This window comes from Streptomyces flavofungini (assembly GCF_030388665.1).
Classification (GTDB): Bacteria; Actinomycetota; Actinomycetes; order Streptomycetales; family Streptomycetaceae; genus Streptomyces; species Streptomyces flavofungini_A.
The window spans coordinates 4,122,190-4,135,336 of sequence record NZ_CP128846.1; the positions used below are offsets into that span (position 1 = coordinate 4,122,190).

Sequence of the window (13,147 nt, forward strand, 5' to 3'; positions counted from 1 at the left end):
CGCTCCGTACCTCCTGCCATAGTGAGTTTGATAAAGACTGTTCTTCGGACGGTACCCCAGCATTGTCACCCGAAGCCGCGCGGGACGGCTGGCAAACCCGCCTTCGCATGCTCCAACGGCGGGAGAGGGCTGAGGGTTCCCGGGAAGTCAGCCGCCGTACACGTGCGGAGCCAACGTTCCGACGAATGGGAGGTTGCGGTACTTCTCGGCGTAGTCCAGGCCGTACCCGACGACGAACTCGTTCGGGATGTCGAAGCCGACCCACTCCACGTCGATCGCGACCTTCGCCGCCTCGGGCTTGCGCAGCAGCGTGCACACCTTCAGCGAGGCGGGCTCGCGCGAGCCGAGGTTGGAGAGCAGCCAGGACAGCGTCAGTCCGGAGTCGATGATGTCCTCGACGATCAGGACGTGCTTGCCCTTGATGTCGGTGTCCAGGTCCTTGAGGATGCGGACCACGCCGGAGGACTGCGTACCGGCGCCGTAGGAGGACACCGCCATCCAGTCCATCGTGAGCGGCGTGGACAGCGCGCGCGCCAGGTCCGCCATGACCATCACGGCGCCCTTGAGCACACCGACGATCAGCAGGTCCTTGCCCGCGTACTCCGCGTCGATCTTCGCGGCCAGCTCGGCCAGCTTCGCGTCGATCTCTTCCTTGGTGATGAGCACCGACTGAAGGTCGGTGCCCATGTCTTTCGCGTCCACCCGTATCACTTTCGGTCGTCCCACCGGCCGGTCGGGGAAAACGCTCCCCAGTCAGCCCTGCCGGATGACCAGTCTGCCACCCTGCCGCTGTGCGACGACTTTGCCCGGGAGATTGATGGCTCCCTGACCGCGCCAGCCGGTGATCAGCCGGTCCACCTCTTCGATGTGCCGGGCGAACAGCGCGCCGGCCGGGGCGCCCGCCTCGATGGCCGCGCGGCGCACGATGCGGCGGCGTACGGCGGGCGGCAGGGCGAAGAGTTTCGCGCACTCCAGGAGGCCGCCGGAGTCCCGCACGGACGACTCGGCCTGGGCGGCCCAGGCGTCGAGGGCGTCCGCGTCGTCGCGGGAGAGCTGCGCGGTGCGCGCGAGTGCCTCCACGACGCCCTTGCCGAGCGCCTTCTCCAGGGCGGGCAGGCCTTCGTGCCGCAGCCGGGAGCGGGTGTAGGCGGGGTCGGCGTTGTGCGGGTCGTCCCAGACCGGCAGGGACTGCACCATGCAGGCCTTGCGGGCGGTCTGGCGGTCCAGGTGCAGGAACGGCCTGCGATAGCGGCCGCCGGCCCCCGAGACCGCGGCCATGCCCGACAGGGAGCGGATGCCGGAGCCGCGGGCGAGGCCGAGCAGGACCGTCTCGGCCTGGTCGTCGCGGGTGTGGCCGAGCAGGACGGCGGCGGCGTCGTGGCGCTCGGCGGCGTCGTCGAGCGCCGCGTACCTCGCGTCGCGGGCGGCGGCCTCCGGGCCGCCGTCGCGGCCCACGTGCACCACCAGGGACTCGATGGGGTCGAGGCCGAGCGCGGTCATGCGGGTGACGACCTCGGCGGCGCGCAGGTCGGAGCCGGGCTGCAAACCGTGGTCGACGGTCACCGCGCCGGCTCGGATGCCGAGCTTGGGGGCTTCGAAGGCCAGTGCGGAGGCGAGCGCCATGGAGTCGGCGCCGCCGGAGCACGCCACGAGCACGAGCGGCGGGGGCGGCTGCTCGTGCGAGGGGTGGGGGGTGCCGGGGTACGGCGTCAGGGTGCGCCGGGTGGCTACGTCGGTCAGTACGTCGTGAAGTACGCGGCGGACCGCCAGGCGTATCGCCGCGACCGCAGGATGGGGACCCATTCCGGTTGGTTCCCTTCATGAAGTTCGGGGGGTGAGCCTCGGTTCAGTCACTCAGAGTGTGTCGATGGTGACAGAACCGAGCCGTTACCCGAGCATTGCACGCCTACCCATGGCTCACGGTCCCTCGGACGGGTGATTACGGGGGCGTTCTCCTGCCGTCGGCCGCGTCTGTTCGCTCAGTCTGCCTTACGGTGCACCCGCGCGACCCAGTCCGCCGGTTTGGCGATCTCCGCCTTGGTGGGAAGCGTGTTCGGAGAGGTCCACACGCGGTTGAAGCCGTCCATGCCGACCTCTTCCACGACCGCCCGCACGAACCGCTCGCCGTCCCGGTACTGCCGCAGCTTGGCGTCCAGGCCGAGGAGCTTGCGCAGCGCCTGGTCGAGGCGGCTCGCGCCGCGCTGGCGGCGCTCCTTGAACTTCTCCCGGATCTCCGTCACCGACGGTACGACGTCGGGTCCCACGCCGTCCATCACGTAGTCCGCGTGCCCTTCGAGCAGGGACATCACGGCGGTCAGGCGGGCCAGGATCTCGCGCTGGGCGGGGGTCTGGACGAGCTCCACGAACGTGCGGCCGCCGTCGCCGTCGTCGTCCGCGCCGTCCGTGCGGCCGCCCGCCAGGCTCTGCGCGGCCTCGCGGACGCGTTCGAGGACGGTCATCGGGTCGACCTCGGTCTCGCCGAGGAACGACTGGATCTCGCCCTCCAGGTGGTCGCGCAGCCACGGCACCGACGAGAACTGGGTGCGGTGCGTCTCCTCGTGCAGGCACACCCAGAGCCTGAAGTCGTGCGGGTCCACGTCCAGTTCGCGCTCCACGTGGACGATGTTCGGTGCCACGAGCAGGAGGCGGCCGCCGCCGTTGCCGGCGGCGGGGAGTTCGCGGGTCGCCGGGGCGAAGGTCTCGTACTGGCCGAGGACGCGGGAGGCCAGGAACGACAGGAGCATGCCCAGCTCCACGCCTGTCACCTTGCCGCCGACCGCGCCGAGGACCGCGCCGCCCGGGCCGCTGCCCCTGCGGTCCTTCATCTTCTCCAGGAGCGGCTTGAGGACCGCCCTGAAGCCCGCCACGTTCGCTCGGACCCAGCCCGCGCGGTCCACCACGAGCACGGGGGTGTCGTGGATGTCCTCCGTGCCCATCCTCGTGAACGAACGGACGTGTACCTCCGAGGACTTGGCGTGCCTGCGGAGTTCCGCGACCACTGCGCGGGCCTCGTCCCGGCTCACCTCCGGGCCCGGCCGCACGAGCCGGGTCGCGGTCGCCACCGCGAGATTCCAGTCGACCATCTCCGCACCACCGAGGCTCGTCATGCGTCAACGGTACGTGGTCGGCCGCGCCCGCGTACGGGGTTGGGGGCGCCCTTGTCCGACCGCCCCGGGTCGGGGCGGGTGCCCCGGGGGCGGGTGGGGTTGACGCCGTCCGGCGGGGTGGCGTCGGCCTTCGGTCGTGCCCACGGGGTGGGGACGGACAGGTCCCCACCCTCAGCGAAGGGCGGGGACCTGTCCGGCGGCCACGAGGAGGCTAGTCGTCCCGGCCCGCCAGGGCCGATGCCATCGCGTCCAGCGCCGATTGGGCGCCCTGGGGGTCCGTGGTGCCCGTGGTCATGAAGGCGAAGGCCAGGAGGCGGCCTTCGGGGTCGACGACCGTGCCGGCGAGGCTGTTGACGCCGGTGAGGGTGCCCGTCTTGGCGCGGACGACGCCGGTGCCCGCGGAGGCGTCGGGGTAGCGGTTGACGAGGGTGCCGGTGAAGCCCGCGACGGGCAGGCCCGTCACCACGGAGCGCAGCTCGGGGCGGCCGGGTCCGGCCGCGTGCTTGAGGAGGGCGGCCAGGAGCCGCGCGGAGAGCCGGTCGTCGCGGTCGAGGCCGCTGCCGTCGGCGAACTTCGCGCCGTCGAGGGGCAGGCCCAGCTTGTCGAGGCGCGCCCGCACCGCCTTGGCCGCCCCGTCGAAGCTGGCGGGCTCGCCGCCGGCCACCGCGGTCTCGCGGGCGAGGGCCTCGGCGATGTCGTTGTCGCTGTGCGTCAGCATCCGCTCGACGAGGGCGGACAGGGGCTGGGAACGGGTCCTGGCCAGCTCCGCGGCCCGCTCCGGGGCCTTGCCGGACTTCGGGTCGGCCGTGAGGACGATGCCGCGCTCGCGCAGCAGGTTGGCGAAGTTGTGCGCCGCGTCCCGCGCGGGCTCGGCGGTGCGGGCCGCGGGCCCCGACGAGGAGTCGTCCAGGCGGCCCTCGTCGGCCATCAGGGCGCTGACGGGGGCGATGTTCTCGTTGGGGCCGATGGGGTGCTGCGGCGGCCCGGAGTAGCGGGAGGTGTCGTACGACAGGGAGACGTCCCGGTCGGCGCCGCGCTTCTTGAGGGCCTTCGCCGTGTCGTCGGCGAGCTCGCGCAGGCTGGCGGACTCCGAGACGTACCGGCCCTCGCCGCGGGCGGTCAGGGTCGGGTCGCCGCCGCCGACGAGGAAGACGTCGCGGGAGTCGGCGCGGATGACCGTCTTCGTGGTGAGGCGGTGGTCGGGGCCGAGGGCGGACAGCGCCGCGACGGCCGTGGCGATCTTCGTGGTCGACGCGGGTGTCATGGCCCGGCCCGAGCGCTTGCCGTACAGGCGCTCGCCCGTGGCCACGTCGACGACCACCGCGGACCGCTCGGGGCCGAGCTTCTCGTCGTCCATGAGGGGGCGCAGGACGTCCGCGAGCCGCTTGCCGCCGGCGTCCGGGGCCTTGCGGGCGCTGCGGCCCAGTCCGGCGAGCACGGAGGGGGCGCTCGGGGCCGCGTTCGGGGCCCCGCCACCGGCGCCACCGGCGTGATCTGCGCCACCCCCGGCTTCCCGGGAAGCCGCCAGGTCCCGCTCGGCCGTACGCTGGCCGGAGGAGTCCCAGGGGCCGGCCGCGGCGATCGCCACGGCCGCGACGACGAGGCCGACGGCGGCCGAGACGGCCGTGAGCTGCCAGGTCCTGAGTTTCGCGGGAGGCTTGACGGCAAGCCGCCTCAGAAGCTGCAGCGGCTTTCGAAGCTGCTGCCAAGGCTTGCGCTCGTCCACGACGACCTGCCCCTTTCGCGATCACACATCTGCGTGAGGGACACTTAACCACCCGAAGTATGTGCTGATCATGGAGGAGCCACCCGTGGAGTTCGACGTCACCATCGAGATTCCGAAGGGTTCGCGGAACAAGTACGAGGTCGACCACGAGACCGGCCGCATCCGCCTGGACCGTCGACTCTTCACGTCCACCAGCTACCCGGCGGACTACGGCTTCGTCGAGAACACCCTCGGCGAGGACGGCGACCCGCTGGACGCCCTGGTCATCCTGGACGAGCCGACCTTCCCCGGCTGCCTCATCAAGTGCCGCGCGATCGGCATGTTCCGGATGACGGACGAGGCCGGCGGCGACGACAAGCTGCTCTGCGTCCCCGCGTCGGACCCGCGCGTGGAGCACCTGCGCGACATCCACCACGTCTCCGAGTTCGACCGCCTGGAGATCCAGCACTTCTTCGAGGTCTACAAGGACCTGGAGCCCGGCAAGTCCGTCGAGGGCGCCGACTGGGTGGGCCGCACCGACGCCGAGGCCGAGATCGAGGCCTCCTACAAGCGCTTCGAGGCGCACGGCGGCCACTGAGGGCAGCCGGCCTCGCCGACGGGCCGCGTGACCCCTGTGGGGCGCGCGGCCCGTTCGCGTGCGCCGACAGATGCGTGCGCATAGTCACGTGCCTCGTGCGCATACTGACGTACGTAGGGTGCGCGCGACACGTACGTACACAGGAACGAGGCATCACCCCGTGGCAGAGGCGGAGGAGGACCGCAAGCCGCAGTCGGACGAGGCGCACAGCGCCTTCGCCCCCGTCGGCGGTGTCGACCAGGCGACCGGGCCCGAGGAGGACCACCCGTCATCGGAGTTCACGATCCCGACGGGTCTGCGGATTCCGCAGCTTCCCGAGGACAAGGAGTCCTCGGCTTTCACACCTCCTCCCTCGTACGACGCCCAGCAGCCGCCCGCCTTCACTCCGCCCGGCGGTGTGCCCGTGGTCCGGCTGGTCAAGGAGGCGCCCTGGCAGGACCGGATGCGCACGATGCTGCGCACGCCGGTGGCCGAGCGCCCCGCGCCGGAGCCGACGCAGCGGCACGAGGAGGACGAGGGGCGCGCCGTGCCCCGCGTCCTCGACCTCACCCTGCGCATCGGGGAGCTGCTGCTCGCGGGGGGTGAGGGCGCGGAGGACGTGGAGGCGGCGATGTTCGCCGTGACGCACTCCTACGGCCTGGACCGCTGCGAGCCGAACGTCACGTTCACGCTGATCGCGATCTCGTACCAGCCCTCCCTCGTGGACGACCCGGTGACGGCGTCGCGCACAGTGCGCCGCCGGGGCACCGACTACACGCGCCTGTCGGCCGTCTACCGGCTCGTGGACGACATCAGCTCCGAAGACGTCGACATCTCCCTGGAGGAGGCCTACCGGCGCCTCGCGGAGCTCCGCCGCAACCGGCACCCCTACCCGGGCTGGGCGCTGACGGCCGCGGCCGGGCTGCTCGCGGGGTCGGCTGCCGTGCTGGTCGGCGGTGACGTCCTGGTGTTCGTGGCGGCCGCGCTCGGCGCGATGCTCGGCGACCGGCTGGCGTGGCTGTGCGCGGGGCGCGGGCTGCCGGAGTTCTACCAGTTCGTGGTCGCGGCGATGCCCCCGGCCGCGATGGGTGTGGCGATCAGTCTGCTCGACCTGCCGGACGTGAAGGCGTCCGCGGTGATCACCGGTGGTCTGTTCGCGCTGATCCCCGGGCGCGCGCTCGTCGCGGGCGTGCAGGACGGTCTGACCGGCTACTACATCACCGCCGCGGCCCGGCTCCTGGAGGTCGGGTATCTGATCGTCGGGATCGTCTGCGGCGTCCTGATGGTGCTCTATCTGGGCGTGACGCTGGACGCGGGCCTCAACCCGGAGACGTCGATCCACTCCTCCGACCGGCCGTGGATCCAGATCCTGGCGTCCATGTCGCTGAGCCTGGCCTTCGCCATCCTGCTCCAGCAGGAACGTTCCACCGTGCTCCTGGTGACGCTGAACGGCGGGGTGGCCTGGATCGTGTTCGGCGCCCTCGCCCGCACCGGAGGCATCTCGCCGGTGGCGGCGACAGCGGTCGCGGCCGGGCTCGTGGGCCTGTTCGGCCAGCTCCTGTCGCGCTACCGGTTCGCGTCCGCGCTGCCGTACGTGACGGCGGCGATCGGGCCGCTCCTGCCCGGTAGCGCCACGTACTTCGGTCTCCTGGAGATCGCCAGGAACAACCTCAACCCGGGGCTCGCCTCGCTCTCCAAGGCGGCGGCCCTGGCCCTCGCCATCGCGATCGGCGTGAACCTGGGCGGCGAGCTGTCCCGGCTCTTCCTCAAGGCGCCGCGGGTGGCCGGGGGCCAGAAGGGCCGCCGCGCGGCCAAGCGGACGCGCGGCTTCTAGGCCCGGTCAGTACCTCGGGTTGCCGGGCTGCTGGGGCTCTTCGGGGTACGGGGGCTGCTGGGGCTGACGGCCCAGGAACTGCGTCTGGTGGTCCGGGTACGGGGACTGCTGGGGCTGCTGGCCCTGGTACTGCTGGCCGTCGTACTGCTGGCCGTCGTACTGCTGAGCGGCGGGGTCGTACGGGGCTTGGTACTGCTGGCCCTCGTACTGGTTGCCGTACTGGTCCTGGTACTGCTGCTGGGCGTGCTGGTCGGCGTAGCCGTGCTGCTGGGGCTGGTGCTGGGCGTGCTGGTCGCCGTACTGCGGCTGCTGGGGCTGGTACGGGTGCTGCTCCGGGTGGCCGCCCCCGTATCCCGGCTGCTGCGGCTGGCGGTGGCCCAGGAACTGGGTCTGGTGGTCGCCGTACTGCGGCTGCTGCGACTGGTAGGGCCGGCCGTCCGCGCCGCCGTCGTACTGACCGCCGCCCTGCGGGCCCGGATACTGCCCCTGCCCCGGATACTGCCCCTGCCCGGGGTACTGCTGGGCCTGGGGCGCCCCCGGCCGGCCGCCCGCCGCGTGGCCGTCGAAGTCATCGAAGTCGTCGTGGTCGTCGCGCTCGGCCGCCGGGGTCTGCGCGGGCTCCTTCTTGCCCTTGGAGCGGGCGCGCAGGAACTCGACGATGATCGGGACCACCGAGATGAGGACGATCAGGATCAGGATCGCCTCGATGTTCTTGTGGACGAACTCGTGCTTGCCGAGCCAGGCGCCGAGCAGCGTGACGCCCGCCCCCCACAGGACGCCGCCGATGACGTTGAACGTGATGAACGAGCGGTACCGCATGCCGCTGACGCCCGCGATGATCGGCGTGAACGTCCGCACGATCGGCACGAAGCGGGCAAGGACCAGGGACTTCGGGCCGTGCTTCTCGAAGAACTCATGGGCCTTGACCACGTTCTCCTGCTTGAAGAGCCTGGAGTCCGGGCGGTTGAACAGCGCCGGGCCGACCTTCTTGCCGAACAGATAGCCCGCCTGGTCGCCCAGGATCGCGGCGATGACGATCAGGACGCAGGTCAGCCACAGCGGGGTGTCCAGCTTGTTCGTCGTGATCAGCAGGCCCGTGGTGAACAGGAGCGAGTCACCGGGCAGGAAGAAGCCGATGAGCAGGCCCGACTCCGCGAAGACGATCAGGAGCAGGCCCCAGAGTCCGAACTCGTTCAGCAGGTAGTCCGGATCCAGCCAGCTTGGTCCGAGCGCAAGCGTCGTCACGGTTCCGGGCTCCTGTGGGTGAGGGGGGCGGTGGGGCTCTGCGGGCGGGCCGTGCGGTGTGAGGGCATCGGCCGCCGCCCAAAGTTACCAACGCCGGGTGACGCGGACAGGTTCCACCGTCCCCCCTCGGGTTCCCCGGGAACCGTGGTCACTCGCTGCGGGCTCCGGCGCGGGCGGCGTTCGCGTGGATCGCGTCCCGCATGTACACCGCGAGGCCGGGACGGATGGCCTCGTACGTCGCCGTGAAGCGGGCGTCGGAGACGTACATGTCACCGAGGCAGCTGTGCAGCTCGTGCGCGCAGTCGTAGTAGCTGGAGCAGATGAAGCGGCGGTGCTCCTCCGCCACGTCCATCGCCTCGGCGGAGTCCGCGGGCGCTCCGGCGGCCAACAGGTCGCCCATGCGCGCGTGGATCGCGTCGAGCTCCTCGGTCAGGCGCTTCCAGTCCTCCTTGGTGTACGCGGCGGTGCGGCGCTGCGACTCCGCGTACGCCTCGGTGTCGCCCCAGCGGCGCTCCACCTCCTCCGCGTGCTCGTCGGGATCGAAGTCTCCGAAGACCTCGAACTTCTCCTCGGGCGTGAGGTTGATGCCCATGCGTCTCGCCTCCATGGCGGTCTCCACGGCCGCGGCCATCTGCTGCAGCTTGGTGATCCGGGCGGTCAGCAGCTCGTGCTGGCGGCGCAGGTGCGCGCGCGGGTCCGCGTCCGGGTCGTCGAGCAGGATCGCGACCTGGTCGAGGGGAAAGCCGAGCTCCCGGTAGAACAGGATCTGCTGCAGCCGGTCCAGGTCGCCGTCGCTGTAGCGCCGGTGGCCCGCGTGGCTGCGCTCGCTGGGCGCGAGCAGGCCGATCTCGTCGTAGTGGTGCAGCGTGCGCACCGTGACCCCGGCGAAACCGGCGACCTGTCCCACGGAATAGCTCATGGTTTCCGCCCTCTCTTGCTCGGTACGCGTCCCAGCCTGAGTCCTCACGTCACGTGAGGTGCAAGCCCAAAGGGTCAGCCATATCCTCCCGAAAGGGACAGCCCCCGAGCTTCGGCCGGAAGGATCCGCGATGCCCCTCCACCAGGGCCCCGATCGGCCCGACGACCGCCCCCTGTCGGTGAACCCGTTCTACGGCGAGGCGAACCCCGTCGGCGGCATGACCGAGGCCCCGCCCAAGCACCGGCTTCCCGACGGGCCGCTGCCGCCCATGTCCGCGTACCAGCTCGTCCACGACGAACTCATGCTGGACGGGAACTCCCGCCTCAACCTCGCCACCTTCGTCACCACGTGGATGGAGCCGCAGGCCGGGGTCCTGATGGCGGAGTGCCGGGACAAGAACATGATCGACAAGGACGAGTACCCGCGCACGGCGGAGCTGGAGCGGCGCTGTGTGGCGATGCTCGCCGACCTGTGGAACGCCGCGGACCCGGCGGCGGCCGTCGGCTGCTCCACCACCGGCTCCAGCGAGGCCTGCATGCTCGCCGGGATGGCCCTCAAGCGGCGGTGGATGCGGCGGAACGCCGACCGCTACCCCTCCCGCGAGGCCCGGCCCAACCTCGTGATGGGCGTCAACGTGCAGGTCTGCTGGGAGAAGTTCTGCACCTTCTGGGAGGTCGAGGCGCGGCAGGTGCCCATGGAGGGCGACCGCTTCCACCTGTCCGCCGAGGCCGCCGCCGCGCTCTGCGACGAGAACACCATCGGCGTCGTCGCCGTCCTCGGCTCCACCTTCGACGGCTCCTACGAGCCCGTGGCCGAGGTGTGCGCCGCGCTCGACGCCCTCCAGGAGCGGACCGGGCTCGACGTCCCCGTCCACGTCGACGGGGCGTCCGGGGCGATGATCGCGCCCTTCCTCGACGAGGACCTCGTCTGGGACTTCCGGCTGCCCCGCGTCTCCTCCATCAACACCTCCGGGCACAAGTACGGGCTCGTCTACCCCGGCGTCGGGTGGGCGCTGTGGCGTACGGCCGCCGAGCTGCCCGAGGAGCTGGTCTTCCGCGTCAACTACCTCGGCGGTGACATGCCGACCTTCGCGCTGAACTTCTCCCGGCCCGGGGCGCAGGTCGTCGCGCAGTACTACACCTTCCTGCGGCTCGGGCGCGAGGGCTACCGGGCCGTCCAGCAGGCGTCCCGGGACGTGGCGCGGGGGCTTGCCGAGCGGGTGGAGGCGCTGGGGGACTTCCGGCTTCTCACGCGGGGGGGACGAGTTGCCCGTCTTCGCGTTCACCACGGAGGCGGGTGTCGACTCCTACGACGTGTTCGATGTCGCCCGGCGGTTGCGGGAGCGGGGGTGGCTGGTGCCCGCCTACACGTTCCCCGCGCACCGGGAGGATCTGGCCGTGCTGCGGGTCGTCTGCCGCAACGGGTTCTCGTCCGACCTCGCGCAGCTCTTCGGGGAGGACCTGGAGCGGCTCCTCCCCGAACTGCGCCGCCAGCCCCGTCCGCTGACGCGGGACCGGGGGGTCGCTACGGGGTTTCATCACTAGGGCGGTGGGGCCCCGGGCGGGTGGGACAGCCCCCGCCGAACCGACGCTTCGCGCCTCTTCCTCACACGCCGGACGGGCCGGAACCTCGCCGGGCGGGCTGGAATCTCGCCGGACGGGCCGGAACCTCGCCGGACGGGCCGGAACCTTGCCGCACCGGCGACATGCGCAGCCCCTGCGGCGGCTGAGGAGCGGGGTCCGGGGCGGAGCCCCGGTTTCGGGAAGGGGCGGGGGCCCCGCAGGGTCCCCGCCCCGCCCCCCGGCCTACTTGCTCAGCGCCCCGAACCTCCGCACCGCCAGCGGCAGGAACACGCCCACCAGGGCCAGGGGCCAGGCGACCGCCAGGAGTTCGGCGTGGTCGGCGGCCCAGGAGGTGCCGGTCACACCGGGGTCGTTGCCGAAGAGGTCGCGGACGGCCGTGGCGGCCGCGGACATCGGGTTCCACTCGACCGCCGCACCGAGCCAGTCGGGCATGTTCTGCGGGACGGTGAAGGCGTTGGAGAGGAAGCCGACGGGCCAGACGAGGATCTGCACGGCCATGACGAGCTCGGGCTTGCCCGCGACCATGGCGAGGTAGATGCCGAGCCAGAGCATGGCGAACCGCAGGAGCATGAGGAGCCCGACGGCGCCGAGTACCCCGGCGAACGACCCGTGCCAGCGCCAGCCGATGGCGAGCCCGACGCCCATCATGACGATGAGGGAGGCGAAGGACTGGAGCATGTCGGCGAAGGAACGGCCCACCAGGACGGCCCCGTTGGTCATCGGCATGGACCGGAAGCGGTCGACGACGCCCTTGTTGAGGTCGGTGGTGACGGCGACCATCGTGGCGTCCAGTCCGAACACCATCGTCAGCGCGAACATGCCGGGCACCAGGAACTCGGCGTAGTCGCCCTGGATGCCCTTGCCGCCGCCGATCAGGTAGTTGAACATCAGCAGGAGCATCACCGGGAAGGCGAGTCCGACGACGACCTGCACGGGCTGGCGCGCCCAGTGGGCGAGTTCGCGCCGGGACATGGTCCAGGAGTCGGTGAGGGCCCAGCCGATCCGAGGGCCGCCCGACCCGGACACGGCCACCACGGTCGCCGTACCGCCGGTGCCGCCGCTCTTCGGACCGCCGGCCGTGCCGCCGACCTTCGTACCGCCAGTCGTACCGTCGGCCTTCGTACCGCCAGTCGTCGTACTCACACGGCCTCCTTCATGCGTTCCTGGTCCTCCGTGCGCCCCGTCAGGCGCAGGAACACCTCGTCCAGGGTCGGCCTGCGCACCGCGATATCCTCCGCCTCGATGCCCTCCTCCTGGAGCGCCCGTACGACCCGGGTCAGCGCCTCCATGCGGTCGGCGACGGGCGCGCTGGCCAGGCGCCGGTCGGCGTCGACCGTCACGTCGTCCGCCGTGCCGGGCAGCAGCCGTGCCGCGCGCACCAGCTCGGCCCCGTCGCGCACGACGACGTCGATGCGGTCGCCGCCGAGCCGGGCCTTCAGGTCGTCGGCGGTGCCCTCCGCGATGACCCTGCCGTGGTCGATCAGGGAGATGCGGTCGGCCAGCTGGTCGGCCTCCTCCAGGTACTGCGTGGTCAGGAGCACCGTCGTGCCCGCGCCGACCAGGGAGCGCACCGCGTCCCACACCTCGGCGCGGCCGCGCGGGTCGAGGCCCGTCGTCGGCTCGTCCAGGAAGAGCACCTCCGGTTCCGTGATCAGTGACGCGGCGAGGTCCAGGCGGCGCCGCATGCCGCCGCTGTACTGCTTGACCGCCTTGCGTCCGGTGTCCGCGAGGCCGAAGCGGTCCAGGAGCTCGTCGGCCCGCACCCGGGCGCGGCGTGCGCCCAGGTGGTAGAGGCGGCCGAACATCTCCAGGTTCTGGTGGCCGCTCAGCTCCTCGTCGACGGCGGCGTGCTGGCCGAGCAGGCCGATGCGGCGGCGCACCTCGCCCGCCTGCCGCCCCGCGTCGTACCCGGCGATCCGCACGCGCCCCTCGTCCGCCCGGAGCAGCGTGGCCATGATCCGCACTGCCGTGGTCTTGCCCGCGCCGTTCGGCCCGAGCACGCCGTGCACCGTGCCGCGCGCGGCCACCAGGTCGAGCCCGTCCAGGGCCCGCTTCTCTCCGTACCGTTTCCGTGCGCCCTCGACGACGATCGCGTCCGTCATCCGACTCCCTCCGGGGTTCACCGCTGCCCAGCCCACGCAAGTAGTCAATCTTGACTACTTTACGAGCCTCGAAGG

At 71.8% G+C, this 13,147-nt stretch carries 10 protein-coding genes and 1 pseudogene; 3 read left to right on the forward strand and 8 right to left on the reverse strand.

Annotated elements, in window-relative coordinates:
- Positions 1-147: 147 nt before the first annotated feature.
- The 4 genes from hpt to dacB all read right to left on the reverse strand — a co-directional run bounded on the left by hpt (position 148) and on the right by dacB (position 4,833).
- A complete protein-coding gene (gene hpt / locus QUY26_RS16990; RefSeq protein ID WP_030361055.1) occupies positions 148-687 on the reverse strand; it encodes a hypoxanthine phosphoribosyltransferase in 540 nt (179 codons plus the stop codon).
- 66 nt (positions 688-753) lie between these two features.
- On the reverse strand, positions 754-1,803 hold the full coding sequence (tilS, locus tag QUY26_RS16995) for a tRNA lysidine(34) synthetase TilS (protein ID WP_289947509.1): 1,050 nt from the start codon (positions 1,801-1,803) through the stop codon (positions 754-756).
- A gap of 176 nt (positions 1,804-1,979) precedes the next feature.
- The gene (locus tag QUY26_RS17000; RefSeq protein WP_289947511.1) at positions 1,980-3,107 is read right to left on the reverse strand and encodes a zinc-dependent metalloprotease; all 1,128 of its coding nucleotides are present in this window, start codon (positions 3,105-3,107) and stop codon (positions 1,980-1,982) included.
- Between the two features lie 211 nt (positions 3,108-3,318).
- Positions 3,319-4,833, reverse strand: a complete 1,515-nt coding sequence (gene dacB / locus QUY26_RS17005) for a D-alanyl-D-alanine carboxypeptidase/D-alanyl-D-alanine endopeptidase (protein ID WP_289947514.1) — start codon at positions 4,831-4,833, stop codon at positions 3,319-3,321.
- An 85-nt stretch (positions 4,834-4,918) separates the two neighbouring features.
- Here dacB and QUY26_RS17010 point away from each other — a divergent pair, with 85 nt between their 5' ends.
- The gene (locus tag QUY26_RS17010) at positions 4,919-5,410 is read left to right on the forward strand and encodes an inorganic diphosphatase (RefSeq protein ID WP_030361059.1); all 492 of its coding nucleotides are present in this window, start codon (positions 4,919-4,921) and stop codon (positions 5,408-5,410) included.
- Between the two features lie 70 nt (positions 5,411-5,480).
- Positions 5,481-7,223, forward strand: coding sequence for a threonine/serine exporter family protein (locus tag QUY26_RS17015; RefSeq protein ID WP_436840346.1), 1,743 nt, complete (start codon positions 5,481-5,483; stop codon positions 7,221-7,223).
- A 6-nt stretch (positions 7,224-7,229) separates the two neighbouring features.
- Here QUY26_RS17015 and QUY26_RS17020 read toward each other — a convergent pair whose 3' ends face one another.
- Together QUY26_RS17020 and QUY26_RS17025 are read right to left on the reverse strand one after the other, a co-directional pair.
- Positions 7,230-8,468, reverse strand: coding sequence for a DedA family protein (locus QUY26_RS17020; protein ID WP_289947517.1), 1,239 nt, complete (start codon positions 8,466-8,468; stop codon positions 7,230-7,232).
- A gap of 148 nt (positions 8,469-8,616) precedes the next feature.
- On the reverse strand, positions 8,617-9,387 hold the full coding sequence (locus tag QUY26_RS17025; protein ID WP_289947519.1) for a MerR family transcriptional regulator: 771 nt from the start codon (positions 9,385-9,387) through the stop codon (positions 8,617-8,619).
- Between the two features lie 130 nt (positions 9,388-9,517).
- Here QUY26_RS17025 and QUY26_RS17030 point away from each other — a divergent pair.
- Positions 9,518-10,931, forward strand: a pseudogene (locus QUY26_RS17030) (glutamate decarboxylase).
- Positions 10,932-11,192: 261 nt separating this feature from the next.
- On the opposite strand, the gene QUY26_RS17035 reads toward QUY26_RS17030, so the two are convergent.
- Together QUY26_RS17035 and QUY26_RS17040 are read right to left on the reverse strand one after the other, a co-directional pair.
- Complete coding sequence (locus tag QUY26_RS17035; RefSeq protein WP_289955783.1) at positions 11,193-11,942, reverse strand: ABC transporter permease; 750 nt, start codon at positions 11,940-11,942, stop codon at positions 11,193-11,195.
- Positions 11,943-12,109: 167 nt separating this feature from the next.
- Positions 12,110-13,072: an ATP-binding cassette domain-containing protein gene (locus QUY26_RS17040; RefSeq protein ID WP_289947525.1), complete on the reverse strand. Its 963-nt coding sequence runs from the start codon at positions 13,070-13,072 to the stop codon at positions 12,110-12,112.
- Between the last annotated feature and the right edge of the window lie 75 nt (positions 13,073-13,147).

What these genes read in the sequence shown, in the direction of transcription:
- hpt (WP_030361055.1), bottom strand. Translation starts at nt 687, where the DNA reads ATGGGCACCGACCTTCAGTCGGTGCTCATCACCAAGGAAGAGATCGAC.
- QUY26_RS17025 (WP_289947519.1), bottom strand. Translation starts at nt 9,387, where the DNA reads ATGAGCTATTCCGTGGGACAGGTCGCCGGTTTCGCCGGGGTCACGGTG.
- QUY26_RS17015 (WP_436840346.1), top strand. Translation starts at nt 5,481, where the DNA reads ATGCGTGCGCATAGTCACGTGCCTCGTGCGCATACTGACGTACGTAGG.
- tilS (WP_289947509.1), bottom strand. Translation starts at nt 1,803, where the DNA reads ATGGGTCCCCATCCTGCGGTCGCGGCGATACGCCTGGCGGTCCGCCGC.
- QUY26_RS17035 (WP_289955783.1), bottom strand. Translation starts at nt 11,942, where the DNA reads ATGTCCCGGCGCGAACTCGCCCACTGGGCGCGCCAGCCCGTGCAGGTC.
- QUY26_RS17040 (WP_289947525.1), bottom strand. Translation starts at nt 13,072, where the DNA reads ATGACGGACGCGATCGTCGTCGAGGGCGCACGGAAACGGTACGGAGAG.
- QUY26_RS17000 (WP_289947511.1), bottom strand. Translation starts at nt 3,107, where the DNA reads ATGACGAGCCTCGGTGGTGCGGAGATGGTCGACTGGAATCTCGCGGTG.